Source organism: Paraburkholderia saeva, assembly GCF_907164555.1.
Classification (GTDB): domain Bacteria; phylum Pseudomonadota; class Gammaproteobacteria; order Burkholderiales; family Burkholderiaceae; genus Paraburkholderia; species Paraburkholderia saeva.
This window is the reverse complement of record NZ_CAJQZC010000004.1, coordinates 387,246-413,761: the sequence shown is the minus strand read 5'-3', so window position 1 is coordinate 413,761 and position 26,516 is coordinate 387,246. Positions and strand designations below refer to the sequence as shown.

The window sequence follows — 26,516 nt, the reverse complement described above, 5'->3', positions numbered from 1 at the left end:
AGTCTTCAAGCTGGTACAGCACGCAACAGCGCCGGGCAGCCCGCCGTGATTCACGGCAGCTGCCCAGCCCGACGCTCCGATACGTTCGAACAGTGCGTATCGTTTCCCCGGCCACCGCCGGGATTTTTTTTGGGCGTCGATCCCGTAGCAATTCGTGCTGGAAGGAAAAACGGCGCGTCCCGCAAGGGGCGCGCCGTTTTTCTCTGGTCCGACCGGACCGCGCGTTACTTCTTTTTCTGCGGCGGCAGGTCGGTACAGACGCCTTCATACAATTCAGCCGCCATGCCGATCGACTCGCCGAGCGTCGGGTGCGGGTGGATTGTCTTGCCGATATCCGTCGCGTCCGCGCCCATTTCGACGGCGAGGCACACTTCGCTGATCAGGTCGCCAGCATTCAGGCCGACGATACCGCCGCCGATCACGCGATGGGTTTCTTCGTCGAAGAGCAGCTTCGTGAAGCCTTCATCCCGGCCGTTGGCAATCGCGCGGCCCGATGCCGCCCACGGGAATACCGCCTTGCCGTACTTGATGCCTTCGGCCTTGAGCTGGTCTTCCGTCTTGCCGGCCCACGCCACTTCGGGATCGGTGTAGGCCACCGACGGAATCTGCAGCGCGTCGAAGTATGCCTTCTCGCCATGTGCCACTTCGGCGGCGACGTGCGCTTCGTGCACCGCCTTGTGTGCGAGCATCGGCTGACCGACGATGTCGCCGATCGCGAAGATATGCGGCACATTCGTGCGCATCTGCTTGTCGACGTTGATGAAGCCGCGATCGGTCACCGCGACGCCAGCCTTGTCCGCACCGATCTTCTTGCCGTTCGGGCTGCGGCCCACGGCGACCAGCACGAGGTCGTAACGTTGTGCTTCGGCCGGCGCCTTCTCGCCTTCGAACGAAACATAAATACCGTCGTCCTTCGCTTCGGCCTTCGTCGTTTTGGTCTTCAGCATGACGTTCGCGAAACGCTTGCTGTTGTACTTCTCCCAGACCTTGACGAGATCGCGGTCAGCGCCCGCCATCAGCCCATCGAGCATTTCGACGACGTCGATCTGCGCGCCGAGCGTGGCGTACACCGTCGCCATTTCGAGACCGATGATGCCGCCACCGATCACGAGCATGCGCTGCGGAATCTGGCGCAGTTCGAGCGCGCCGGTCGAATCGACGACGCGGGGATCTTCGGGCATGAACGGCAGCTTCACCGCTTCCGATCCCGCAGCAATGATTGCCTGCTTGAACTTGACGACTTTCTTGCCGCCTTCGGTCTGCACTTCCATGTGATTCGCACCGACGAACGCGCCGGTGCCGGTCACGACTTCGACCTTGCGCATCTTCGCCATGCCGGCGAGGCCGCCCGTCAGCTTCTTGACGACGCCAGACTTGAAATCGCGCAGCTTGTCGAGATCGATCTGCGGCTTGCCGAACGTGATGCCGTGTGAGCCGAGCGCCTCGGCTTCGTCGATGACAAGCGCCGTGTGCAGCAGCGCCTTCGACGGAATACAGCCGACGTTCAGACACACGCCGCCAAGCGTGGCATAGCGCTCGACGAGCACGGTCTTCATGCCGAGATCGGCAGAGCGGAACGCCGCCGAATAGCCGCCGGGGCCCGACCCGAGCACGAGCATGTCGCATTCGACATCGGCGCTGCCGGAAAAGCTGCTCGCCTGCGGGGCGGCGGCGGACTGTTTTGCGGCCTCTGCAGGCGCAGCGGCTGCGGGAGCTGGCGCCTTCTCAGGTTCCTTTGCAGCCGGTTTCGGGGCATCTGCGGCCGCGCCGGCGCCTGCCGACTCGACAATCGCGATGACCGTGCCCTGCGAGACCTTGTCGCCGGCCTTGACCTTGACTTCCTTGACGGTGCCGGCGGCGTCGCTCGGCACCTCGATAGACGCCTTGTCCGATTCGAGCGTCATCAGCGCCTGCTCGACCTCGATGGTGTCGCCCGGCTTGATATTGACCTCGATGACATCGACGTCCTTGAAATCGCCGATGTCCGGCACTTTCACTTCGACGAGACTCATTAGTGTCCCCTTCTCTTATTGACCGTGTGATGCGGGAAAGCGAAATCCGTCGAACGCACTGCGCAGAAGGTGCAGAAGCAAACGAGACACACCCTGTGCTGCCCGCCGGAAGGTAACGCCGACAGACGGACGCGAACGCAGGTTCAACGGAAGACGTGGATCACCGGTATCGGATAACCCACGTCCCGCGGATATCAAAGAATCACACGCCGGAAATCGGCAAGCACCGCCGCGAGATAAGCGTTGAACCGCGCGGCTTCCGCGCCATCGATCACCCGATGGTCATACGAAAGCGACAGCGGCAGCGTCAGGCGCGGAACGAACTGCTTGCCATCCCACACCGGCTTCATCGCACCGCGCGACAACCCGAGAATCGCAACTTCAGGCGCATTGATGATCGGCGTGAACGTCGTGCCGCCGATGCCGCCCAGCGACGAGATCGAGAAGCAGCCGCCCTGCATCTGGTCCGGCTTCAGCTTGCCTTCACGCGCGGCCTTCGACAGATCGGCCATTTCCTTCGCGATCTCGACAAGGCCCTTCTGGTCGGCATTGCGGATCACCGGCACCACGAGACCATTCGGCGTATCGGCGGCGAAACCCACGTTGTAATACTGCTTGAAGACGAGATTGTCGCCATCGAGGCTTGCATTGAACGTCGGGAATTTCTTCAGCGCGTAGACGACCGCCTTGATCACGAACGCGAGCATCGTGAACTTGACGCCTGCCTTCTCGTGTTCCTTGTTCAGCTGGACGCGCAACGCTTCGAGCTCGGTGATATCCGCTTCGTCGTTGTTCGTGACGTGCGGAATCATGACCCAGTTGCGATGCAGGTTTGCACCCGAAATCTTCTTGATGCGCGACAGCGGCTTCGGATCGATCGGGCCGAATTTCGCGAAATCGACCTTCGGCCACGGCAGCAGGTTCAGCTCGCCACCGCCTGCGGCTGCTGGCGCACCCGCTGCCGGCGCGGCGCGCTGGCCGGTCATGACGCCCTTCACGAACGCTGTGACGTCGTCCTGCGTGATACGGCCTTTCGGACCCGTACCCTGCACCTGCGATACATCGACGCCCAGTTCGCGGGCGAACTTGCGCACCGACGGCGACGCATGGCTTGTGCGAACACCGCCTACGCCAGCCGGGATCGCCGGCGCCTGTGCAAGCGCGGACGGCGATGCCGGGGCCGGGGTGGGCGGCTGCGGCGCGTCGGACGGCTTTTCGATTTCCTGCTTCGGTGCCGGTGCAGCAGCTGCCGCGGGCGCCGCGCCGCCTGCCGTCTCGAGCAGCACGATCACCGAGCCTTCCGACACGTTATCGCCGACCTTGACCTTCACTTCCTTCACGACGCCGGCGGCCGTGCTCGGCACGTCCATCGTCGCCTTGTCCGATTCGAGCGTAACGAGCGACTGTTCTTTCTCGACGCGATCACCCACCTTAACGGCAACCTCGATCACCGGGATGTCCTTGTAATCGCCGATGTCCGGAACCTTCACTTCCTGCACGCCGCCACCGCCTGCGGCCGCCGGGGCGGGTGCAGCGGCCGGTGCCGCTTCCTTCGCCGGTGCCGGTGCGTCAGCCGGCTTCGCGCCGCCGGCCTCGCCTTCCAGCACGACGATCAGCGAGCCTTCCGACACGTTGTCGCCAACCTTGACCTTCACTTCCTTGACCACGCCGGCTGCCGAACTCGGCACGTCCATGGTCGCCTTGTCTGATTCGAGCGTCACGAGCGACTGCTCTTTCTCGACGGTGTCACCCGCCTTCACCAGCACCTCGATCACAGGAATGTCCTTGTAATCGCCGATGTCCGGCACCTTGACTTCGATCGCTTGACTCATTGTTAGTGTCTCCTGGGCCGCGCGCGCCGCCCCGCCCTCTCGGGCCGGACAGCACCGCGCATGGCGCTCGGGGGCGATGCCTTAGACGGTCATCGGGTTGGGTTTAGCGGGATCAAGGTTGTATTTCTTGAGGGCATCGGCCACAACCTTGCGCTCAATCGTACCCTCATCGGCGAGCGCATTCAGCGCAGCGACGGTGACCCAGTAACGGTCGACTTCGAAGAAGTGACGCAGCTTCTCACGCGTATCCGAGCGGCCGAACCCGTCGGTGCCGAGCACGACGAAACGTTGCGGCACGAACGCGCGGATCTGCTCGGTCAGCGCGCGGATGTAGTCCGTCGATGCGATGACCGGGCCCGGCGCATCCTTCAGCAGCTTTTCGACGTGCGAGATCTTCTTTTCTTCAGTCGGATGCAGCAGGTTCCAGCGCTGCACTTCGTGACCTTCGCGTGCCAGTTCGGTGAAGCTCGGCACGCTCCACAGGTCGGCGGCGACACCCCAGTCGTTCTTCAGCAGATCGGCTGCGGCAATCACTTCGTTGAAAATCGTGCCCGCACCCATCAGCTGGACATGCGGCGTCTTCCTGTCAGCTTCGGCCTTGCGGAACGAATACATGCCCTTGATGATGTCGGCCGCTACGGTTTCACCCTGCGGCATCGCGGGATGCTCGTAGTTTTCGTTCATCACGGTGACGTAGTAGTACACGTCTTCCTGGTCCTGCACCATGCGGCGCAGGCCGTCCTGCATGATGACGGCGAGTTCGTAACCGAACGTCGGGTCATAGCTCAGGCAGTTCGGCACCGAAGCCGCCCACATCAGCGAGTGACCGTCTTCGTGCTGCAGGCCTTCGCCATTCAGCGTCGTGCGGCCAGCCGTGCCGCCCAGCAGGAAGCCGCGCGCGCGCATGTCGCCCGCTGCCCATGCCAGGTCGCCGATACGCTGGAAGCCAAACATCGAATAGAAGATGTAGAACGGGATCATGATCTCGCCGTGCGTCGAGTACGACGTCGCGGCTGCAATCCAGTCACACATGCCGCCGGCTTCGTTAATCCCTTCCTGCAGGATCTGGCCGGTTTCCGATTCGCGGTAGAACATCAGCTGGTCGGAATCTTCCGGCACGTACTTCTGGCCGTCCTGATTCCAGATGCCGATCTGACGGAAAAGACCTTCCATGCCGAACGTACGCGATTCATCCGGCACGATCGGCACGACACGCTTGCCGAGCGCCTTGTCCTTCAGCAGGATGTTCAGGATCCGCACGAACGCCATCGTCGTGGAGATCTCGCGGCCTTCGCCCGTGCCCTTCAGAAGCGGCTCGAACACGTTCAGTGCCGGCACCGGCAGCGATTCGGCCTTCTGGCGACGCGTCGGCAGGTAACCGCCCAGATCCTGGCGGTGCTTGCGCATGTACTCGAGTTCCTTCGAGCCTTCCTCGAACTTCAGGTACGGCACGCCCTCGAGCTGGTCGTCGGGAATCGGCAGACGGAACTGGTCGCGGAATTTCTTCAGCTGGTCCACGTGCAGCTTCTTCTGCTGGTGGGTGATGTTCATCGCCTGACCGGCTTCGCCCATCCCGTAGCCCTTGATCGTCTTCGCGAGGATGACGGTCGGCTGGCCCTGCGAATTCGATGCTGCGTGGAACGCCGCGTAAATCTTGTGTGGATCGTGACCGCCGCGGTTCAGGTTCCAGATGTCTTCATCGGACCAGTCGGCGACGAGCGCCTTCAGTTCCGGTGAATTGAAGAAGTGCTCGCGCACAAACGCGCCCGACTCCGACTTGTACGTCTGATATTCGCCGTCGACGACTGCCATCATGCGGCGCATCAGCACGCCCGACTTGTCGCGCTGGAACAGCGCATCCCAGCGGCTGCCCCAGATGACCTTGATGACGTTCCAGCCTGCGCCGCGGAATTCGCTTTCGAGCTCCTGGATGATCTTGCCGTTGCCGCGCACCGGGCCATCGAGACGCTGCAGGTTGCAGTTGATCACGAACACCAGGTTGTCGAGGCGTTCGCGGCCGGCCATGCCAATTGCGCCGAGCGATTCCGGTTCATCGGTTTCGCCGTCGCCGAGGAACGCCCACACCTTGCGGCCGTCGGTCTTCGCGATGCCACGCGCCTGCAGGTACTTCATGAAGCGCGCCTGATAGATCGCCATGATCGGGCCAAGGCCCATCGAGACGGTCGGGAACTGCCAGAAGTCCGGCATCAGCCACGGGTGCGGGTACGACGAAATGCCCTCGCCGCCCACTTCCTGACGGAAGTTGTCGAGCTGGTTTTCGGTCAGGCGGCCGAGCAGGAATGCGCGCGAGTACACACCCGGCGACGAATGGCCCTGCACGAACACGAGATCGCCGCCGTGCTTTTCGGACGGCGCATGCCAGAAGTGGTTATAGCCGACGTCATACAGCGTGGCCGCCGAAGCAAACGACGCGATGTGCCCGCCGACGTTGGTGTCCTTGCCCGCGCGCAGCACCATCGCGATGGCATTCCAGCGCGTGTATGAGCGGATACGGTGTTCGATGTCCTGATCGCCCGGGTTCTGGACCTGGTTCGCGACGGGAATCGTGTTGATGTAGGGCGTATTCGCCGAGAACGGCAGATGTTCGCCGTGCACACGGGCGAATTCGATCTGTTTTTCGATCAGATAGTGAGCGCGGTCGGGACCGACCGCAGAAATCACGCCATCCAGCGCTTCCAGCCATTCGCCGGTTTCCTGGGGATCGTCGTCTTTTTCGGCGGCGACATATTTCATCACTTCGTCGGGTACAGCGGACATGCTCGTCTCCTGGATATGAGGAACGCTCTTTGAACAGACGACGCGGACGAAGCTCGACCGCGGCAGCTTTCCGGCGATTGTAATAAGCCGTCAGACGTCTCCGCAACTAAAATTTCGAATTGCGAGATCATTTCTCATAATGCGGAAAATTGTTGCGACGCACACAGAATTCACTGGTCAGCCGCCGATACGTCGGCTAGTTTGCGCCGATCAGAGCCACTTTCGACCATTTTTTGCGCTAATTTGCCGGGACACGCTGCGATACAATGCCACGCATGTTGACCGAACGCCTTTTCGCACGCTCGGCGCGACCGTCCGGCTCGTCGGCGGATACGGCGCCGTCCCGCTGGCACCATGGACCATGGTGGTCGAATTCCTATTTGCTCACGCCGCTCCTGTCGATCCTCGTATTCCTGATCGTCATGAGCCTGATCCTCTGGAGCCTGAACCGGCGCGAGCAGCAGACCCAGGAAGACACGCTCTACCGTAACGTCGCGTGGGCACAGCAGCAGATCCGCCTTTCGATGACCGGCGCGCAGGAACAGGTGCAGGCGCTTTCGCGCGATCTCGTCGCCGGCCACGGCGACCCGCATTCTTTCCAGGTCTCAACCACGGACATCATGCAGGGGCATCCCGAAATCCTCTACATGAACTGGTATACAAGCCAGCAGCAGCCGCGCTGGCCCAATACCGCGCTGCCCGTGTTCGGCCAGCGTCTCGCCAAACCGAGCGACAACCAGATGGACGAGGCCGTGAAGGCCGCGTTCGCCGAGGCGCGCGACACGCGCCGCCAGGTCTATTCGCCGCTCATCTACGACGACCTGGGCAACGGCTACATCACGCTGCAGACACCCGTGTTTCGTGACCGCGAGTTTCTCGGCACGATTGCCGCGGTGTTTTCAGTCGAAGGGATCCTCAAGCACGACATCCCGCCCGAGCTTTCCGCGAAGTACAAGATCTCGATCATCGACGTGAACAACCGGGAGCTCGCCACGACGTCGACGCGGCCGCGCCTGCCGCGCGACGCGTTCTACGACCTGCCGCTCGATCCGCCCGGCCAGGGTGTCTCGGTGCGCGTGTACGCGTACCCGCAGATGACGAACTTCACGAACAACACGCTCGTCTGGCTCGTCGCCGGGCTGTCGTGTTTCGTGTTGTGGAGTCTGTGGAGCCTGTGGAAGCACACGCGCCAGCGCTTCGAGGCGCAGCAGGCGCTGTACGCCGAAGCGTTCTTCCGCCGCGCGATGGAAAACTCGGTGCTGATCGGCATGCGTGTGCTCGACATGCACGGCCGCATCACGCACGTGAATCCGGCGTTCTGCCGAATGACCGGCTGGGACGAAAGCGACCTGAACGGCAAGACCGCGCCTTTCCCCTACTGGCCGCGCGACGCGTACCCGGAAATGCAGCGCCAGCTCGACATGACGCTGCGCGGCAAGGCGCCTTCGTCCGGGTTCGAGCTGCGTGTGCGCCGCAAGGACGGGTCGCTCTTCCATGCGCGTCTTTACGTTTCGCCGCTCATCGACAGCTCGGGTCGTCAGACAGGATGGATGTCGTCGATGACCGACATCACCGAGCCGAAGCGCGCCCGCGAGGAACTCGCCGCCGCGCACGAACGCTTCACGACCGTGCTCGAAAGCCTCGACGCCGCCGTGTCCGTGCTTGCCGCCGACGAGGCCGAACTGCTGTTCGCGAACCGCTACTACCGGCACCTCTTCGGCATCCGCCCGGACGGCCATCTGGAACTGGCGGGCGCGGGCTTCGACAACGCGCAGGCGTCGTCCGACTCGATCGATATGGTCGATGCCTACGCCGGGCTGCCCGCCGCCGCGCTGACGGAAAGCACCGCCGACGCGCAGGAAGTCTATGTGCAGGGCATCCAGAAATGGTTCGAAGTGCGCCGCCAGTACATCCAGTGGGTGGACGGCCATCTGGCGCAGATGCAGATCGCAACGGACATCACGACCCGCAAGCAGGCACAGGAACTCGCCCGCCAGCAGGACGAAAAACTGCAGTTTACGAGCCGCCTGATGACGATGGGCGAGATGGCGTCGTCGCTCGCGCATGAGTTGAACCAGCCGCTCGCCGCGATCAATAACTATTGCTCCGGAACCGTAGCACTGGTTAAATCTGGTCGGACAACTCCGGACAACCTTTTACCAGTTCTCGAAAAGACTGCGCAACAGGCTGTGCGGGCCGGCATGATCATCAAGAGGATTCGCGAATTCGTGAAGCGCAGCGAGCCAAAGCGGCAGGCAACACGCGTATCCGACATCGTCGCGGATGCCGTCGGTCTCGCGGAAATCGAGGCGCGCAAGCGCCGCATCCGCATCATTACCGACATGCGTTCGCGCCTGCCTGTGATCTACGTCGACCCGGTGCTGATCGAGCAGGTCCTCGTGAACCTGCTGAAGAACGCCGCTGAAGCGATGCATGACGCGCGGCCCAACGCGATCGATCCAGTGATCCGCGTGGTCGTGCGAATGGAGAACGGCTTTGTCAGCATCAGCGTCGTCGACCAGGGGCCTGGCGTCGACGAAGGCACGGCCGAGCGCCTCTTTGAACCGTTTTACAGTACGAAGTCCGATGGCATGGGAATGGGGCTCAACATCTGCCGTTCCATTATCGAATCCCATCGCGGCCGCCTGTGGGTGGTGAACAACGTCGAATCTGACGGCCACATCACAGGCGCCACGTTCCATTGCAGTCTGCCTATTGGAGAGCCCGACGGCCCGAGCAACGGCGGGTCAGAGGCGCCGACACCACAAACCGTTACGGGAGAGACATGAACACCCCAGTCACCACACAGGAAACCGTCTTTGTCGTCGACGATGACGAGGCCGTGCGAGATTCGCTGCGCTGGCTGCTGGAGGCGAACGGTTATCGCGTGCAGTGCTTCTCCAGCGCGGAGCAGTTCATCGAGGCCTACCAGCCTGCCCAGCACGCGGGCCAGATCGCGTGCCTGATTCTCGACGTGCGGATGCAGGGCATGAGCGGTCTCGAGCTGCAGGAACGCCTGATCGCCGACAACGCATCGCTGCCGATCATCTTCGTCACGGGTCACGGCGATGTGCCGATGGCCGTGTCGACGATGAAAAAAGGCGCGATGGACTTCATCGAAAAGCCGTTCGACGAAGCCGAACTGCGCAAGCTGGTCGAGCGCATGCTCGACAAGGCGCGCAGCGAAAGCACCAGCGTGCAGCAGCAGCGCGCGGCGGCCGAGCGTCTTGGCAAGCTGACGGCGCGCGAGCATCAGGTGCTCGAGCGGATCATCGCCGGACGTCTGAACAAGCAGATCGCCGATGACCTCGGCATCAGCATCAAGACCGTCGAGGCGCACCGCGCCAACATCATGGAGAAGCTCAACGTCAACACCGTCGCCGACCTGCTGCGACTGGCGCTGTCGAACAAGCCGCAACCCCAGTAAGTCCGCCATCGGCGCGTGCCGCGTAGTCCTTCCAGGGGCTGCACGGCATGCGACCCCGTTCTCTTCCTGCCTCTTCCCTTTTCGGTCGCGTCACGTGCGACGCATGCATCGACGTTCGATGAACATCATTTAGTTAGTTATCCGATTTATATATGACTTTCAGTCAGTATTACACTTTTGCGAAACGTGACATTTCATGATGATGATTGACAGCGTCAGGCTGCCCCCTTAATTTAGGCGGACCTGACGCGCCGACGACGCGGCATTCGCCGCTGAAAGAATATGCGTATGTCATAAAGCCGGGAGGACTTCACTGTGAAACTGTCCGGAGCACATCATCGACGTGTGCTGCTTCTGTGTGCCGCGCTGGCTGGCGCGCCCATGCTGACAGGGCTCGCGCCCACCGCAGCGCACGCGCAGACACAGGCGCCGCCAGCAGCGAAACTGTCGGCCCAACAGCTTGACTCGCTGACCGCGCCGATTGCCCTTTATCCCGATGCGTTACTGGCCCAGGTGCTGATGGCCTCCACGTTCCCGCAGGACGTCGACGCCGCCGCCGCGTGGTCGAAAGCGAACTCGCAGCTGCAGGGCGATGCTGCCGTTACGGCCGTCGCCTCCGAACCGTGGGACCCGAGCGTCCAGTCACTGGTTGCGTTTCCCCAGGTGCTGGCCACGATGGCGTCCAAACCCGACTGGGTCGCGCAGCTTGGCAACGCCTTTCTCGCCCAGTCCAGCGACGTGATGGATTCGGTACAACGGCTTCGCAAACAGGCACAACAGGCCGGTAACCTGAAATCGAGCGAGCAGCAAAAAGTCGTGGTCGAGCAGAACACGATCCAGATCGAGCCGGCCAATCCGCAGGTCGTCTATGTGCCGACCTATAACCCGACGGTCGTCTATGGCACGTGGCCGTATCCCGCGTACCCACCTGTCTATATGCCGCCTCCACCCGGTTATGCGATTGCGACGGGGCTTGCCGCAGGGCTCGCGTTTGGCGCGGGGGTTGCCATTACGAATTCGCTCTGGGGCGGGTTCAACTGGAACAATCACGACGTCAACGTGAACGTCAACCGCTACAACAACATCAACGTCAACAACCGCATCAGCTCGAATTCCAGTACGGCGAACTGGAACCGCAACAACGTCAATCGCAACACGGGCAACCTGAACCGGACGCAGAACAATCTCGGCGGCGCGAGCCAGGCGCAGCGCGACCAGTTCCGTGGCCGGGACGCGTCCCGCGATCAGGCACGGCAAACCCTGCAGGCGCGCACGGGCCAGAACGTCAGCGGCCCGGCAAGCCAGCGGGTTCAGGATATCCATCAGGGTGGCAACGCAGGTGCCCGCAACGGTGCAAATGCGGGCAACCGGCCTGGTGCCAACGGTGGTGGCGTGAACAACAGCGACCTGCGCAACCGTGCGCAAAATACGAATCGCGACAATGCGCTGCGCGGCGCGGGCGATGCCAGCGGCGCACGTCGGGACGCCCAGCGCGGCCAGGCGAGCCGCGACGCGCTGAACCGTTCCGGCGGTGGCGGCGGCCTGGGCGCCAATGGCGGCGGTCAGCAACGTGCAGGCGGTGGCTTCGGTGCCAACGGCGGCGGCCAGCGCGCTGGCGGCGGTGGAATGCACGGCGGCGGCGGTGGGATGCGCGGCGGTGGCGGCGGTGGTGGCGGCCATATCGGCAGGCATCGTTGAACGATCAAAAGGAGTTTCTGATGATTCGCTTACCTGCACGCGGCACATGGCGCGCCCATGCAATCGCGTCGGCCCTCGCGTTCGGCACGACGTCCACGATGCTGATGGCGCCGCTGTTGCTGCTCGGCACGACGTCCGCTCATGCACAGGCCGTCTACCCGACGCCTGACGCTGCGGCCAACGCCTTTGTCGATGCACTCGCCCGCAACGATCACGCGGGATTGCAACACGTTCTCGGCAACGACTACCCCCACTTCATTCCGACCGAGTCCATCGGTCAGGATGACATCGTCGAGTTCCTCGGCGCCTGGGCGAAGGAGCATCAGATCGTCACGGACGCCGCGCCGCATAACGGGCGCGCGACGGCTCATCTGGCGGTCGGCACCGATGGCTGGACGCTGCCGATTCCGCTCGAGCAGACGTCGAAGGGCTGGCGTTTCAATCCCCCCGCCGCACGCGACGAGATCCTGACGCGACGCATCGGCCGCAATGAGCGCTCGGCCATGCTCACGTCGCTCGCTTACATCGATGCGCAGAACGATTACCACAATGTCACGCAGCATTTCGCGCAGAAGTTCGTCAGTTCGCCGGGCAAACGCGACGGCCTCTACTGGGACAGCGCGCCAGGCGAGCCGGAGAGCCCGCTCGGACCACTCGCCGCCACGATGTCCCATGGCATCAATCCCGATGAGGCGTATCACGGTTACCACTACCGCATTCTCACGGCGCAGGGTTCGCATGCGAAGGGCGGCGCACAGAACTACGTGGAAGGCGGCGAGTTGAACAAGGGCTTCGGCCTCATCGCGTGGCCGGCGCAATACGGCAAGACGGGCGTGATGAGCTTCATCGTCAATCAGGACGGCCAGCTCTACGAGAAGAATCTCGGGCCGCAGACGCCGCGCGCCGTGATGGCCGTCAAGTCGTTCGACCCCGATTCGTCCTGGCAGGCAACGCAGCCCTGAGCGTCCGGTCATGCGGGACGCGACGGTATAATGTGAGACTTCGCAGCGGCGCAGATTCTGCGCCGCGCGCTTTTCGTCACGTCGCATCGCGTGCCGGCAGGCGTCACGACGCACACACGTGCTCAGGCGCCTGTCACGCATCTAACGCGCCCCCGCATTCCGAACCGCCCATTCTCGACCGACCATGACAGCCACTCTCATCGACGGCAACGCCCTCTCCCGAACCTTGCGCGCCGACGTCGCCACACGCGCCGCCGCCCTCACCGCCCGCGGTCACCAGCCGGGCCTTGCCGTCGTACTCGTCGGCGACAATCCGGCGAGCGAAGTCTATGTGCGCAACAAGGTGAAGGCGTGTCAGGACAACGGTCTCTATTCTTCGTATGACCGGTTTCCGGCATCGTTGTCGGAAGCCGATCTGCTGGCCCGCATCGACGAACTGAACCACGATCCGAAAATTCACGGCATTCTGGTGCAGTTGCCGCTGCCGAAGCATATCGACAGCCACAAGGTGATCGAAGCGATTGCGCCGGAGAAGGATGTCGATGGCTTTCACGTGGCCAACGCGGGCGCACTGATGACCGGCAAGCCGCTGTTTCGTCCGTGCACGCCGTATGGCGTGATGAAGATGTTCGAAGCGTACGGCATCGACCTGAAGGGCGCGGAAGCCGTCGTGATCGGCCGTTCGAATATCGTGGGCAAACCGATGGCGCTACTGCTGCTCGAAGCCGGCGCAACCGTCACGATCTGCCACAGCAAGACGCGCGATCTCGCTGCGCACACGCGTAACGCCGACGTGGTCGTCGCGGCAACGGGCATGCGCAACATCCTGACAGCCTCCATGGTGAAACCGGGCGCAACGGTCATCGACGTCGGCATGAATCGCGACGACGCCGGCAAGCTGTGCGGCGACGTCGACTTCGCGGGCATCAAGGAAGTGGCCGGTCACATTACGCCGGTGCCGGGCGGCGTAGGACCGATGACGATCACGATGCTGCTCGTCAACACGATCGAAGCCGCCGAACGCGCGGCAGACGCGGCCGCGGCCTGACATTACCTCGCGCCGTCCCGCACGGGTCTTGCACTATCCCGCGCTGGACAGTGCGGTGTGAATCGCGTCGAATCGCGCCGGGCGGCCCAACTTCTGATAATTTGCTTCCTGACGGTTGGAAACGGCGTCTCCTGCCCCAATAACATCCATGACGGGCGCGGGACGCCTTGCGACGCACGCCCGCGCGTAGCCCTTTTTTGATCCGCGACAGACAGGAAGCCTTATGTCATCTACGTCAGCCAACACCCGCCCGGACGCGGACAATCCGCTCCTCGATTTCACCGACCTGCCGCGATTTGGCGAGATCCGCCCTGAACACGTCACCCCCGCTCTCGATGTGCTGCTCGCCAATGCGACCGCTGCCGTCGAGCGCGCAAGCGCGCCGGCCACCCCGGCTTCGTGGGCCGATGTCGTCGAGCCCGTCGAACGCGCGACCGAGCCGCTGTCGCGCGCGTGGGGCGTGATCGGCCATCTGAACGCCGTGGCCGATACGCCAGAACTGCGCGCAACCTACGGCGAAAATCTGCCCCGCGTGACCGAGTTCTGGTCGAGCGTCGGACAAAATCTCGCGCTTTACGAAAAGTACAAGGCGCTCAATGCCAGCGCCGATTTCGCATCGCTGACCGGCGAGCGCAAGAAGATTCTCGGCAACGCGCTGCGCGACTTCCGCCTGTCGGGCGCCGAACTGCCCGAAGACCAGAAACCGCGCTTTGCAGAATTGCAGGAACGCCAGGCCAGGCTGTCGAAGTCGTTCTCCGATCATGTGCTCGATGCGACCAATGCGTACGCGCACATCGCCACGAGCGAAGCGGAACTGGCGGGATTGCCGGAAGACGTCGTCGAAGGCGCGCGTGAAGCAGCGCAACGCGATGGCAAGGAAGGCTGGAAATTTACGCTGCATTTCCCGTCGTACTTTCCGGTGATGCAGTATTCGGAAAACCGCGCGATGCGTGAAACGATGTATCGCGCGTATTCGACGCGCGCATCGGAACTGGGCGCCGCGTACGGCAACGGCAAGGCCGAGTGGGACAACACGGCCGTGCTCGCCGAAGAACTGAAAGTGCGCGACGAAGAAGCGAAGATGCTTGGCTTCAGGAATTTCGCGGAAGTCTCGCTGGCCCCCAAAATGGCCGAGTCGCCCCAACAGGTGATGGCGTTCCTCGAAGACCTCGCAACCCGCGCGCGCCCGCACGCGGAAGAGGACTGGAAGGCGCTGCGCGCATTCGCTGCCAGCGAGCTTGGCCTGACCGACATGCAGCCGTGGGACATGACGTTTGCCGCCGAACGGCTGCGTCAGAAGCGCTATTCGTTCTCCGAGAACGAGGTCAAACAGTATTTCCCCGAAGAGGCGGTGCTGAAGGGCCTGTTCAAGGTGACCGAGACGTTGTTCGGCGTGCGCATCCGTCGCGATGAAGCCACGGCCTGGCACCCGGACGTGCGCTTTTTCCGCGTCGAGAATCAGGACGGCGGGCTTGTGGCGCAGTTCTATCTCGATCTGTACGCACGCGAAGGCAAACGTGGCGGCGCCTGGATGGACGACGCGCGCACACGTCGCCGGCGCGCCGAGGGCGGCGTGCAGACGCCTGTCGCCTATCTCACGTGTAACTTCTCGGCGCCGATTGGCGGCAAGCCGGCGTGCTTCACGCACGACGAAGTGATCACGCTGTTCCACGAGTTCGGTCACGGCCTGCATCACATGCTCACGCGCGTCGACGAACTGGGCGTGTCGGGCATCAACGGCGTCGAGTGGGATGCCGTCGAATTGCCGTCGCAGTTCATGGAGAACTTCTGCTGGGAGTGGGACGTGCTGAGCGATATGACCTCGCACGTCGAAACCGCTGCACCGCTGCCGCGTCCGCTGTACGACAAGATGCTTGCCGCGAAGAATTTCCAGAGCGGCCTTGGCACGCTGCGGCAGATCGTCTTCTCGATGTTCGACATGTCGTTGCACGTCGATTTCGATGCGTCCGGCGAGAAGAGCGCGAACGACCTCGCCCGCGAAATCAACGAGCGTTTTCACGTGATTCCGCAGGCTTCATTTTCGCGCTGGCCGAATACGTTCAGCCACATCTTCGCCGGTGGTTACGCGGCCGGCTACTACAGCTACAAGTGGGCGGAAGTGCTGTCCGCCGACGCGTATGCCGCATTCGAAGAAGCCGCGCAGGCAACGAACGGCAGCGTGCTCGACGTAGCAACCGGCACGCGATACCGCAAGGAGATCCTCGAAGTCGGCGGTAGCCGGCCCGCGATGGAATCGTTCAAGGCCTTCCGGGGCCGCGAGCCGAATATCGATGCGTTGCTGCGCCATAACGGCATGACGCCTGGCGCGACACATTAGCCTGTAGTGTGACGCTGTCGCGTGGATCGGGTGCGGGTTGCCTCGATGCCCCGGCGGCGCCAGCGCCACATCTGTTTTCTGCAAAGCCTGTGATTGTTCACGCAATCACAGGCTTTTTTTCTTTGCTCGCGCGCCCACTCAACGATGCAGCTTGAAATCGACCGACAATGGCCGGCCTTCAAGCGAGAGCGTCGCAGTCGCTGCCGGCATGCGGCTGACCAACTTGCCACGCCGGATCACTGCGAGGCGCGCCGCCCTTAGGCGTATCGCCTCGGTCGTGTCGCGTGCATCGAGAACGACGAGATTCGCCTCGCAACCCGGTTCGATCCCGTAGCCTTCGAGCCCGAGAATACGTGCCGCATTGACCGTCACCGCATCGAAACAGGCACGTATGCCGTCCTGACTGGTCATCTGCGCAACGTGCAGGCCCATGTGCGCAACTTCGAGCATGTCGCCCGAACCGAGACCGTACCAGGGATCCATCACACAATCGTGACCAAACGCGACGTTGATGCCAGCCGCCAGCATCTCCGGCACGCGCGTCATGCCGCGTCGCTTCGGATAGGTATCGCTGCGGCCCTGCAAGGTGATATTGATCAGCGGATTGGCGATCGCCGCGACGCCCGCTTCGCGCATCAACGGCAGCAACTTGCTGACGTAGTAGTTGTCCATCGAATGCATGGACGTCAGATGCGACCCGGTGACACGCCCATGCAAGCCGAGACGATGCGACTGCGCCGCAAGCGTCTCGATGTGACGCGACATGGGGTCGTCTGATTCGTCGCAATGCATGTCGACGCGCAAGCCCCGCTCCGCCGCGTATTCGCACAGAATGCGCACCGACTCCGCGCCATCGGCCATGGTGCGCTCGAAGTGCGGAATACCGCCGACCACGTCGACGCCCATCGATATCGCACGCTTGAGGTTGTCGAACGCGCCCGCGCTGCGCAGCACACCGTCCTGCGGGAACGCGACCAGTTGCATGTCCAGATAAGGCGCGACGCGACGCTTCACTTCGAGCAGCGCTTCCACTGCGAGGAGACGCGGATCGCAGACGTCCACATGCGTACGAATGGCCAGCAGCCCGCGCGCGACCGCCCAGTCGCAATACTGCAATGCGCGCTCGATCAACGCTTCCTGGGTGAGTTGCGGCTTGAGCTCGCCCCAGAGTGCGATCCCCTCCAGCAACGTGCCGGACGCATTCACCCGTGGCAAACCATACGACAGCGTCGCATCCATATGGAAATGCGGATCGACGAAGGGCGGCGTGACGAGCGCGCCGGCCGCGTCGATCTCTTCCGGTGCCGTGGCCGCAAGACGCGGTTCAACGGTCCGAATGCGACCGGCCTCGATGCCGATATCGACGGGCTCGTTGCGACCCGGAACATGGCCCGGCAGGACAGCACGGCGAATGATCAGATCCATCAGCGGCTCCTTTGATTGCCTTCGATTCTATCGACGTCAGAAAGCGGATGGAACCCGTTTAGCCATCTGGACGAGCCCATGGCATGCATCGGTGCACAGACCCGCGAAATGGCGGCCGCAGGTTACGCGAGCCCATGCGTCGATCGGCCACTCCCTGAAAGACCGCCCGGGCACTATTCTTGTTTTAGAGATAACGCGATTTAAACGGAGTGAGGAAATGAGCGAGCTACTGAACGGCTCACTGACATGGCAGATTGCACAACTGCAGCCGGACGAAGTGCTACTGATTCACGAAAACAGCAGGTACAGCGCGCAAAACATGGTGCGTGCAGTCAAAGCCGCGCAGCGGCAAAACGAGGCCGCGGAATATACGCTCGTGCCATGTATTGGCCAGACGGTCAACGTGCAGGAGCCCGCGTTCAGGTTCTACCGCATCAAGCGGGTGACAGTGAACTGAATGATCGAAGGATTGCGGCGACACGCATCGCCACCGCGTTCGCCAGTCTGACGTACACGCAGCAGTGTATCGGCGCAAAACAAAAAACCCGCCGAAGCGGGTTTTTTGCTGGCGACGTTATCGCCGGTTTGATGCAGCGCCTCGATGGGAAAACCAGCAAGGCGATATTTGGTTGCGGGGACAGGATTTGAACCTGTGACCTTCGGGTTATGAGCCCGACGAGCTGCCAGACTGCTCCACCCCGCGTCAGAGGAAGCGAATTGTACTGGCGCACCTGCATAACGTCAAACACTCATGCAAACTATTTTGCATGCTCACAGATCGGCTACCGTTGCACCTTCGATTTTTCCGTCGATGATGTCGGCGCCGTACTGACTTGCGCTGCGTTTAGCCACGCCGAAATCGGAAAACGTCAGTTGTCGCGAGAGCCGAAACACACGGCTCGCCTTCGAGCCGCTAATGGCGCCCGGGCGGCAGACGCGCACCGCAACGTCATAACCTTCGGCGTGTTTCTTGTGGCCGTCGAACTTGTCGAATTCCCGCGAAAAGACCAGCGGATGCACTTCGAAGTCCTTGTAAATGGCAGGATAGAGTTCGGCCATGATGTGCCCCTGAAACGTGTGTGTCGCCCCACTATACGCCGCGCGGTGCCGCGGTCTGACATTTATTTGCCCTGGTGAAGCGCGCCGTTGCCAAGCCTGCGCAGCGCCTTTCCCAACGCAGAACGGAAGGGATCCAGTCGCGCGCCGCCTTCATGTAAACTCTTCCTCATCGCGCCCGCTCTCTCCGACATCGAATGAAAATCGCCACCTGGAATGTGAACTCCCTGAAGGTTCGCCAGCAGCACGTAACCGACTGGCTCGAAACGAGTCAGACCGACGTGCTGTGTCTGCAGGAACTCAAGCTGCCCGACGAGAAATTCCCGCGAGCAGAACTCGAAGCCAAAGGTTATCGAAGCTGGTTCGCCGGGCAGAAAACCTACAATGGCGTCGGCATTCTTGTGCGCGAAGGCCTCGTTGTCGATGAGACCTCGATCGTGCGCAACATCCCCGGTTTCGAGGACCCGCAGCAACGCGTGATTGCCGCGACGATCGAGGGCGTGCGCATCATCTCCGCGTATTTTCCGAACGGTCAGGCACCGGGCACCGAGAAGTTCGCCTACAAACTCCGCTGGCTCGATGCGCTGCACGACTGGATATCAGGCGAGCTCGCGCAACATCCGAAACTCGCCCTGCTCGGCGACTACAACATCGCCCCCGAAGATCGCGACGTACACGACCCGAAGGCGTGGGAAGGACAGAATCTCGTCTCGCCGGAAGAACGCGCGCAGTTCGTGCGTCTCGTCGAACTGGGTCTGGTGGATGCCTTCCGGAAATTCGAGCATCCCGAGAAGACCTTCACGTGGTGGGACTACCGGATGCTCGCGTTCCGTCGCAACGCAGGGCTTCGCATCGACCACATCCTGCTCTCGAACGCGCTTGCCGGGTCATGCACGTCGTGCGATGTCGACCGCGTTCCGCGCAAATGGGACCAGCCTTCGGACCACGCGCCGGTCATTGCGGAAATAGGCTGAACCCGCACGTGTGCAGCGGACGACGTTGCGCAGCACACGTTCACCGAAACCCCGCGCGCGGCCGTTACGACGCCAGCCGCGACGACAGAAATCCGAACACCATTGCATCGTAGGCGGCACGCTCCAGCGCATCGGAACCTGAACCGTGTCCGCCGTCGGTATTCTCCCAGTACCAGACATCCGTGTGGCCCGCTGCCTGCATGCGCGCCACCATCTTGCGTGCGTGCCCTGGATGCACGCGATCGTCGCTCGTTGATGTCGTGAACAGCACGGGCGGGTACTTCACGTCCGCGGAAACATGGTGATACGGCGAGTACGCCGCCAGCGCTCGCGCTTCGTGCGGATCGTCGGGGTCGCCGTATTCGTCCATCCACGATGCCCCGGCATGCAACAGGTGATACCGCTGCATGTCGAGCAGCGGCACTTCGCACACGACCGCGCCAAAGAGTTCCGGACGTTGCATCATGCACGCGGCAACCAGCAGGCCGCCGTTACTGCCACCCTGGATGCCGAGTCGCGCTGCGGTCGTCACGCCGTCGGCGATTAACGCTTCGGCGACCGCGATAAAGTCATCGAACGCGCGTTGCCGGTGTTCGCGCTGCGCGGCCAGATGCCATTGCGTGCCGTACTCGCCGCCACCCCGGATATGCGCGACCACATAGACGCCGCCCTGCTCCAGCCAGCCGATGCCCGTGCTCACGAGGTAATCCGGCGTCAGCGGGACAGCAAAGCCGCCATAGCCCGTCAACAGACATGGACTCGCCAGCGGTGTCGGCGCATCAAGAAGACGGCGTGCACCTACAACCGTGTACGGCACCCGCGTGCCGTCTTTCGACTGGGCATAACCGCGCTTCACGGTAAGCGGCGCAGCGTCGAACTGCGTGGGCCAGCGGTCCAGCACGGTCCACACACCCAGGTCTTCCTGACCGAGATCGGCAAGACAGTATTCGGGCGGCTGCAGATAATCGTCGACATCGACGTAAACTTCGTCGTTAAGCGTGGCCTCGATCGGCGATACATCTACCTGTGATGTTTCGCGCGACGGAAACGTGCGCGATTCCCAGTGCCACTCGCCATCGGGCAATTGCCGCGGTTGCCAGAGCAGCGTGCGGCTCTCGACATCGTCGAGGTACGACACGATCAGCATGTTGAGCGAATGCGTCCACTCGCAGGCCGACGTGAGTGGCGTCGGCGTGAAGAGCGGCACGAATTGCCGGTTGCCGGCAAGAAACGCCGTCTCGCGGATCGCGAGCAACGCACCGCCGGCATGAACGGCGCCTTCACACTTCCAGTCGAGGCGCGGTTCAAGCAGCAGCCAGCCATGCCAGCCGCCCACCGAAACGTGCGACGGCACGTCGTAGCGTTGCCACACACCCTCCCCGTCGGGCCAATAGGTATGCGAATCGAAGAAGTCGACATCGCGCACCGCCGAATGACGCCGCTCGACGGGATCGTAGTGCGCCTCCACGCCGATGTCGTCGAATTCGCCGGCGAAGACAACCGGCGCAGCGGCGAGCGTTGTGCCTCGCTGCCAGCGACGGACCTCACGCGGATAACCCGAGCGCGTGAGCGTTGCGTCGCCATTGTCCCAGCCGACATACAGCGTGTTGCGGTCGATCCACGATGCAGTGTGTTTGCCCGCAACTTCAATCGTGAATCCGTTCGATACGAAGCGCTGGTTATCGATATCGAACTCGCGCACGACTGTCGCGTCGGATCCGCCCGGCGACAGCGCGATCAGTGCACGGTCACCATCCGGATACAGGATCTCGATATCGGCGCAGACCCACGGCGCGGCTTCGGCCTCGCCCAGCGCGTCGAAGTCGAGCAGGTTCTGCCATTGCGGCGAGCCGTTGCGCCAGCTCGCCCACGACGTACGCCGCCAGAGACCTTTCGGATTGCGATCGTCCTGCCAGAAGTCGTAGGCCCAGTCTTTCCAGCGGCTCGGGATAACCGGCCGTTCGCGCGGCAGGTACGCGCTCGAGAGACGCTGCGTCAATGCGTTGAAACGCTCGCCGTCGCGCCATTCGGCACGGGTGCGTGCGTTCTGCTCGCCGACCCACGCCATGGACGCCGCATCGTGAAGCGCTTCGAGATTGATGAACGGATCGATACTGCGAGGCCAGGAGCGCGCTGCGGGCATGGTGAGCTGTCAAAAGAAGAACAGCACCGATTATGCCCTGTCGCCAGCCCGCGCCGCGACCTGACCGTTCGGCATATCAAACTGGCAAGATCCGCAGGATCATCGACAACAGGAAACAGAAAGGCCGTACACGCGTAATGTCACGCGTGGACGGCCCGCGATCCTGCCGGCTCTGCCGAACGGCTATTCGAGGTTCAGTTCCTGGATCTTGCGCGTGATCGTGTTGCGCCCGATACCGAGACGCTCCGCCGCTTCGACCTTACGTCCACGCGTAAAGTCGAGCGCTTCGCGAATCACGGCAGCCTCGAAACGACGCGACAGTTCGTCCATCACATCGGCCGAATTCTCGCGCAGCATGCGGGCCACTTCAGTTCGCAATCCGCTCTCCCACACGCTGACCGGCGCGCTTGTGGGCACGCCCGGCACCGGGGACATCGGCGACGGCGACGCCGCTCCGTTCGCTCCAGCCGCGGCCATTGCGTTGCCGCCCGCGTCGGTGGCGAGACCACCGCCCGCGATCATATCGCCGTTACCCGCCGACGAAGGCACGAGGTCAGGCGGCAGATCCTTGATCTCGATCGTCTGCGCCGGCGCCATGACCGTCAGCCAGTTGGCCAGGTTCTCGAGTTGCCGCACATTGCCGGCAAACGTGAGCGACGCGAGGTACGCGAGCGTTTCGTCGGATACGCGCTTTGGCTCGACCCCCAGATCACGCGCGCTCTTCTGCAGAAAATGGCGCGTGAGGAGCGGTATGTCTTCACTGCGTTCGCGTAGCGCTGGCAATCGCAGACGGATCACGTTTAGACGGTGATACAGATCCTCGCGGAACAAGCCCTGACGCACGCGCGATTCAAGATTCTGGTGCGTCGCCGCGATGACCCGCACGTTGGCGCGCAGCGGATTGTGGCCACCGACACGATAGAACTGGCCATCCGACAACACGCGCAACAGACGCGTCTGCAGATCGAACGGCATGTCGCCGATTTCGTCGAGGAACAGCGTGCCGTTCTCGGCCTGCTCGAAGCGACCTTGCCGCATCGCCTGCGCGCCAGTGAACGCGCCCCGCTCGTGACCGAACAGTTCGGATTCCAGCAGGTCCTTTGGAATCGCCGCCGTGTTGAGCGCGATGAATGGACCGTTCGCGCGCGGGCTATGTCGGTGCAAGGCGCGTGCGACAAGCTCCTTACCGGTGCCTGATTCTCCGGTGATGAGCACGGTTGCCGCGGAATGGGACAATCGCCCGATGGCACGGAACATGTCCTGCATCGCCGGCGCCTGACCGAGCATTTCCGGTGCATCGGCGACGCGGTCGTCCCACGTCTGTTCGCCGCGCATGCTTTCGTCGACCGCGCGTCGAATCAGCTCCACTGCCTTGTCCACATCGAACGGCTTGGCGAGATACTCGAACGCGCCGCCCTGGAACGCGGCAACTGCGCTATCCAGATCGGAGAAGGCCGTCATGATGATGACGGGCAGACCCGGCACGCGTTCACGGACGGTCTGCAACAGCTCGAGGCCAGAGCCGCCCGGCATCCGGATGTCGGACACCAGCACCTGCGGGCTGTCGTGATCCAGCGCCCCCGCCGCCTCGCGCACGTTCGCGAAACTACGCGTCGCGAAATTTTCTCGTGCGAGGGCTTTTTCGAGCACCCAGCGGATCGATTGATCGTCGTCTACTATCCAGATCGGCTTCATATAGTCGTTCAGAAGTCTTGAGGTGCGTCAGCGTGTGTGCTGCCTTTCGAATGCATGCCCGTCATGAACGGACAATTACTCAAGCGGCAGCAGGATCTGAAACTCGGTGTGACCCGGCCGGCTTTCCACTTCGATCAGACCGTCGTGCTGTTGCACGAATGTCTGCGCGAGCGTCAGGCCAAGACCGCTTCCATCCTCACGCCCCGAAACGAGCGGATAGAAGATGCGGTCCCGGATATCGTCGGGAATACCGGGACCGTTGTCGATGATATGCAAGTCCAATGCCAGCTTACAAAGACGTTTCGCAATCGTGACCTTGCGCGCGACACGCGTGCGCAATTCGATACGCGCATCGCCCTGCGAGATACGTTCACGTAACGCTTCGGCTGCGTTGCGCACGATGTTCAGGAGCGCCTGGATCAACTGCTCCTTGTCGCCGCGCAGATCGGGCACGCTCACGTCGTAGTCGCGCTCGATCGTGAGGCCACGCGGAAACTCCGCGAGGATCACCGCGCGCACGCGCTCACATACTTCGTGAATGTTCACGTCGCCGACGATATGCGGATGACGATGCGGCTCGAGGAGCCGGTCGACGAGCGTCTGCAACCGGTCGGATTCCTTGATGACGACCTGCGTGTATTCGCGCAACTCGTCGCGCTCCCGCGCGCTCAACTCGAATTCGAGCAGTTGCGCGGCGCCACGAATGCCGCCAAGCGGGTTCTTGATTTCGTGCGCGAGATTGCGGATCAACTGCTTGTTCACCGCAGTCAGATCCTGAATGCGCTCTTCGCGGTCGGTGCGCAGATGTCGCTCGTTCTCGAAGAGTTCGAGCAGCACGTAGTCAGGTGCGCTCTCGAGAAAACCAACGATCGCATGCACATGCAGCGGTTCGTGGCCAGGACGCTCGAGAACCGCGTCGAGATGCGTTGCGTGGAAACGGTGTTCGGCGATCGCGGCGATCGTGAGCAGCAATTCGTCCGCGCTCGAAAAGATATCCGGCCACATCATCTGCGTGAGTTGCCGGCGCGACAGGTCAAGCATCGATTCAGCGGAAGGATTCGCGAACACGACGCGCAACGTGCGCTTTTCCAGTACCAGCACAACAGTCGGCAACGCTTCGAATCCCGGCAGCAAACCGGATTCGAGAAGCTGGACATCGCTCGACAGCGGTTCAGCGTGCCCTTTTCTAGCCTTGATCAGATTCTTGAGATCCATCTTGTATCAATCTGGTCGGTATGAAACGGTGATGAGGCGAACACGGCTAACCCTGGGTACAGCAGCTACGACAACAGTCAAGACAGTCCAGCGGCACGTCGCGAGCGTTCAACAAAAAAGGGACGGCGCCGCCGTCCCTCCGTGACCGATCGCGAACGTTCGGACGCGCGCTTCGCCATGCTCCGGCGAAGCGCCATCGCCATTACAGCGAGTAGTACAGTTCGAATTCGACCGGGTGCGTGGTCATACGCACACGTTGAAGTTCGCCTTCCTTCAGTTCCAGGTAAGCGTCGATCATCGAATCCGTGAACACGCCACCGCGCGTCAGGAACTCGCGGTCGTTGTTCAGCGCGTCCAGTGCCTGGTCGAGGCCGGCACACACGGTCGGGATCTTTGCATCTTCTTCCGGCGGCAGGTCGTACAGGTTCTTGTCTGCTGCTTCGCCCGGATGGATCTTGTTCTGCACGCCGTCCAGACCTGCCATCATCAGTGCCGAGAAGCACAGGTACGGGTTGGCCAGCGGATCCGGGAAGCGCGTTTCGATACGGCGGCCCTTCGGATTCGAAACGTGCGGAATACGGATCGATGCCGAGCGGTTGCGCGCCGAGTAGGCGAGTTTCACCGGTGCTTCGAAGTGCGGCACGAGACGCTTGTACGAGTTTGTACCCGGGTTCGTAATCGCGTTCAGGGCACGGGCGTGCTTGATGATGCCGCCGATGTAGAACAGCGCGAATTCCGACAGGCCAGCGTAGCCGTTGCCTGCGAACAGGTTCTGGCCATCCTTCCAGATCGACTGGTGAACGTGCATGCCCGAACCGTTGTCGCCCACGATCGGCTTCGGCATGAACGTCGCCGTCTTGCCGTACGTGTGCGCCACGTTGTGGACGATGTACTTGAGCTGCTGCGTCCAGTCCGCGCGCTGCACGAGCGTCGAGAACTTGGTGCCGATTTCGTTCTGGCCTTGACCTGCCACTTCGTGGTGGTGCACTTCGACCGGAATGCCAATCTGCTCGAGCAGCAGACACATTTCCGAGCGGATGTCCTGGAACGAATCAACCGGTGCGACCGGGAAATAGCCGCCCTTCGTGCCCGGACGGTGACCCGTGTTGCCGCCTTCGAATTCCATACCCGACGACCACGGTGCTTCTTCCGAGCCGATCTTCACGAAGCAACCCGACTGGTCCGTGTTCCACCGGACCGAGTCGAAAATGAAGAATTCGGGTTCCGGACCGAAGAAAGCCGTGTCGCCAAGGCCCGTGCTCTTCAGGTACGCTTCAGCGCGCTTTGCCAGCGAACGCGGGTCGCGTTCGTAGCCCTTGCCGTCCGCCGGTTCGACAACGTCGCAGGTCATGACGAGGGTCGACTCTTCGTAGAACGGGTCGATGAATGCCGTGTCAGCGTCCGGAACGAGCAGCATGTCCGAAGCTTCGATGCCCTTCCAGCCGGCGATCGAAGAACCGTCGAACGCATGGCCGCTTTCGAATTTGTCTTCGTCGAATGCCGACACCGGCACCGAAACGTGTTGCTCCTTGCCACGCGTGTCGGTGAAACGGAAGTCGACAAACTTGACGTCCTCGTCCTTGACGAGTTGCATGACGTCGGCCACGGATTTACTCATAACCTATTCTCCTGATTAACGAATTCGGCGGATTCTGCCGCCGCCCAAATCTAGCTGACCCGCCACCGTACGTCTATCCGATCTGGCAGATCGGGCGAAAAAAACGGTGGTTGAATCGATCGGGCCGTATAAAGCAGCTTCTGTGCCAACATGCGCCAGCCTGGCGCAAAAATCCTTCCGCCACGTGCACTTACGGGGAATCTCGCCCTGCAATCCCGCGTGTCCAGCACGAGACACCGCCCGAAAATGCACCATAATTGTGCCGGTACACAGGCGAATGAATATGACTGATCCA

The 26,516-nt window shown here is 62.3% G+C and carries 17 protein-coding genes and 1 tRNA gene; 8 read left to right on the top strand and 10 right to left on the bottom strand.

All coding sequences use genetic code 11. The annotated features are described in order from the left end of the window. Positions 1-224 precede the first annotated feature (224 nt). The 3 genes from lpdA to aceE form a co-directional block, all read right to left on the bottom strand. Complete coding sequence (gene lpdA / locus LPA36_RS13325) at positions 225-2,012, bottom strand: dihydrolipoyl dehydrogenase (protein WP_228877163.1); 1,788 nt, start codon at positions 2,010-2,012, stop codon at positions 225-227. A 194-nt stretch (positions 2,013-2,206) separates the two neighbouring features. After that, the gene (gene aceF / locus LPA36_RS13320) at positions 2,207-3,844 is read right to left on the bottom strand and encodes a dihydrolipoyllysine-residue acetyltransferase (protein WP_228877162.1); all 1,638 of its coding nucleotides are present in this window, start codon (positions 3,842-3,844) and stop codon (positions 2,207-2,209) included. Positions 3,845-3,925: 81 nt separating this feature from the next. Continuing rightward, positions 3,926-6,622 carry a pyruvate dehydrogenase (acetyl-transferring), homodimeric type gene (aceE, locus tag LPA36_RS13315; RefSeq protein WP_228877160.1) on the bottom strand — a complete coding sequence of 899 codons (2,697 nt, stop codon included), beginning with the start codon at positions 6,620-6,622 and terminating at the stop codon, positions 3,926-3,928. A gap of 275 nt (positions 6,623-6,897) precedes the next feature. On the opposite strand from aceE, the gene fixL reads away from it, so the two are divergent. From fixL to LPA36_RS13285, 6 genes are all read left to right on the top strand, one after another. Next, complete coding sequence (fixL, locus tag LPA36_RS13310) at positions 6,898-9,411, top strand: oxygen sensor histidine kinase FixL (RefSeq protein WP_228877158.1); 2,514 nt, start codon at positions 6,898-6,900, stop codon at positions 9,409-9,411. Then, on the top strand, positions 9,408-10,049 hold the full coding sequence (gene fixJ / locus LPA36_RS13305) for an oxygen response regulator transcription factor FixJ (protein WP_228877157.1): 642 nt from the start codon (positions 9,408-9,410) through the stop codon (positions 10,047-10,049). Before fixL ends, fixJ begins: the two co-directional genes overlap by 4 nt. Before the next feature lie 315 nt (positions 10,050-10,364). Continuing rightward, the gene (locus tag LPA36_RS13300) at positions 10,365-11,747 is read left to right on the top strand and encodes a DUF3300 domain-containing protein (protein ID WP_228877155.1); all 1,383 of its coding nucleotides are present in this window, start codon (positions 10,365-10,367) and stop codon (positions 11,745-11,747) included. Positions 11,748-11,767: 20 nt separating this feature from the next. After that, positions 11,768-12,709: a DUF2950 domain-containing protein gene (locus tag LPA36_RS13295; protein ID WP_228877153.1), complete on the top strand. Its 942-nt coding sequence runs from the start codon at positions 11,768-11,770 to the stop codon at positions 12,707-12,709. Between the two features lie 184 nt (positions 12,710-12,893). After that, a complete protein-coding gene (gene folD, locus LPA36_RS13290; RefSeq protein ID WP_228877151.1) occupies positions 12,894-13,757 on the top strand; it encodes a bifunctional methylenetetrahydrofolate dehydrogenase/methenyltetrahydrofolate cyclohydrolase FolD in 864 nt (287 codons plus the stop codon). 223 nt (positions 13,758-13,980) lie between these two features. Beyond that, complete coding sequence (locus LPA36_RS13285) at positions 13,981-16,095, top strand: M3 family metallopeptidase (protein WP_228877149.1); 2,115 nt, start codon at positions 13,981-13,983, stop codon at positions 16,093-16,095. 138 nt (positions 16,096-16,233) lie between these two features. Here the strand turns inward: LPA36_RS13285 and LPA36_RS13280 are convergent, their stop codons facing one another. Then, positions 16,234-17,520 (bottom strand): amidohydrolase family protein, encoded by a 1,287-nt coding sequence (locus LPA36_RS13280; protein WP_228877148.1) that lies wholly within the window; start codon positions 17,518-17,520, stop codon positions 16,234-16,236. Positions 17,521-17,737: 217 nt separating this feature from the next. On the opposite strand from LPA36_RS13280, the gene LPA36_RS13275 reads away from it, so the two are divergent. Then, positions 17,738-17,977 carry a hypothetical protein gene (locus tag LPA36_RS13275; protein WP_228877146.1) on the top strand — a complete coding sequence of 80 codons (240 nt, stop codon included), beginning with the start codon at positions 17,738-17,740 and terminating at the stop codon, positions 17,975-17,977. Positions 17,978-18,146: 169 nt separating this feature from the next. Here LPA36_RS13275 and LPA36_RS13270 read toward each other — a convergent pair. Together LPA36_RS13270 and LPA36_RS13265 are read right to left on the bottom strand one after the other, a co-directional pair. Next, positions 18,147-18,223, bottom strand: a tRNA-Met gene (locus LPA36_RS13270). Between the two features lie 68 nt (positions 18,224-18,291). Next, entirely contained in the window at positions 18,292-18,579 is a 288-nt protein-coding gene (locus LPA36_RS13265; RefSeq protein WP_228877144.1) for a hypothetical protein, read from the bottom strand. A 194-nt stretch (positions 18,580-18,773) separates the two neighbouring features. Here LPA36_RS13265 and xth point away from each other — a divergent pair, with 194 nt between their 5' ends. Continuing rightward, positions 18,774-19,550 carry an exodeoxyribonuclease III gene (gene xth, locus LPA36_RS13260; RefSeq protein ID WP_228877142.1) on the top strand — a complete coding sequence of 259 codons (777 nt, stop codon included), beginning with the start codon at positions 18,774-18,776 and terminating at the stop codon, positions 19,548-19,550. Positions 19,551-19,614: 64 nt separating this feature from the next. Here xth and LPA36_RS13255 read toward each other — a convergent pair whose 3' ends face one another. The 4 genes from LPA36_RS13255 to glnA all read right to left on the bottom strand — a co-directional run bounded on the left by LPA36_RS13255 (position 19,615) and on the right by glnA (position 26,221). Then, the gene (locus LPA36_RS13255) at positions 19,615-21,693 is read right to left on the bottom strand and encodes a prolyl oligopeptidase family serine peptidase (protein ID WP_228877141.1); all 2,079 of its coding nucleotides are present in this window, start codon (positions 21,691-21,693) and stop codon (positions 19,615-19,617) included. Between the two features lie 183 nt (positions 21,694-21,876). Then, complete coding sequence (gene ntrC / locus LPA36_RS13250; RefSeq protein ID WP_228877139.1) at positions 21,877-23,388, bottom strand: nitrogen regulation protein NR(I); 1,512 nt, start codon at positions 23,386-23,388, stop codon at positions 21,877-21,879. 75 nt (positions 23,389-23,463) lie between these two features. After that, complete coding sequence (gene glnL / locus LPA36_RS13245; protein WP_228877137.1) at positions 23,464-24,603, bottom strand: nitrogen regulation protein NR(II); 1,140 nt, start codon at positions 24,601-24,603, stop codon at positions 23,464-23,466. Positions 24,604-24,805: 202 nt separating this feature from the next. Then, a complete protein-coding gene (gene glnA / locus LPA36_RS13240) occupies positions 24,806-26,221 on the bottom strand; it encodes a type I glutamate--ammonia ligase (protein ID WP_228877136.1) in 1,416 nt (471 codons plus the stop codon). Between the last annotated feature and the right edge of the window lie 295 nt (positions 26,222-26,516).

Coding starts and splice junctions, on each gene's coding strand:
- folD (WP_228877151.1), top strand. CDS start 12,894: ATGACAGCCACTCTCATCGACGGCAACGCCCTCTCCCGAACCTTGCGC.
- aceF (WP_228877162.1), bottom strand. CDS start 3,844: ATGAGTCAAGCGATCGAAGTCAAGGTGCCGGACATCGGCGATTACAAG.
- LPA36_RS13275 (WP_228877146.1), top strand. CDS start 17,738: ATGAGCGAGCTACTGAACGGCTCACTGACATGGCAGATTGCACAACTG.
- lpdA (WP_228877163.1), bottom strand. CDS start 2,012: ATGAGTCTCGTCGAAGTGAAAGTGCCGGACATCGGCGATTTCAAGGAC.
- xth (WP_228877142.1), top strand. CDS start 18,774: ATGAAAATCGCCACCTGGAATGTGAACTCCCTGAAGGTTCGCCAGCAG.
- aceE (WP_228877160.1), bottom strand. CDS start 6,622: ATGTCCGCTGTACCCGACGAAGTGATGAAATATGTCGCCGCCGAAAAA.
- LPA36_RS13285 (WP_228877149.1), top strand. CDS start 13,981: ATGTCATCTACGTCAGCCAACACCCGCCCGGACGCGGACAATCCGCTC.
- ntrC (WP_228877139.1), bottom strand. CDS start 23,388: ATGAAGCCGATCTGGATAGTAGACGACGATCAATCGATCCGCTGGGTG.
- LPA36_RS13295 (WP_228877153.1), top strand. CDS start 11,768: ATGATTCGCTTACCTGCACGCGGCACATGGCGCGCCCATGCAATCGCG.
- LPA36_RS13265 (WP_228877144.1), bottom strand. CDS start 18,579: ATGGCCGAACTCTATCCTGCCATTTACAAGGACTTCGAAGTGCATCCG.
- fixJ (WP_228877157.1), top strand. CDS start 9,408: ATGAACACCCCAGTCACCACACAGGAAACCGTCTTTGTCGTCGACGAT.
- fixL (WP_228877158.1), top strand. CDS start 6,898: ATGTTGACCGAACGCCTTTTCGCACGCTCGGCGCGACCGTCCGGCTCG.
- LPA36_RS13280 (WP_228877148.1), bottom strand. CDS start 17,520: ATGGATCTGATCATTCGCCGTGCTGTCCTGCCGGGCCATGTTCCGGGT.
- LPA36_RS13255 (WP_228877141.1), bottom strand. CDS start 21,693: ATGCCCGCAGCGCGCTCCTGGCCTCGCAGTATCGATCCGTTCATCAAT.
- glnA (WP_228877136.1), bottom strand. CDS start 26,221: ATGAGTAAATCCGTGGCCGACGTCATGCAACTCGTCAAGGACGAGGAC.
- glnL (WP_228877137.1), bottom strand. CDS start 24,603: ATGGATCTCAAGAATCTGATCAAGGCTAGAAAAGGGCACGCTGAACCG.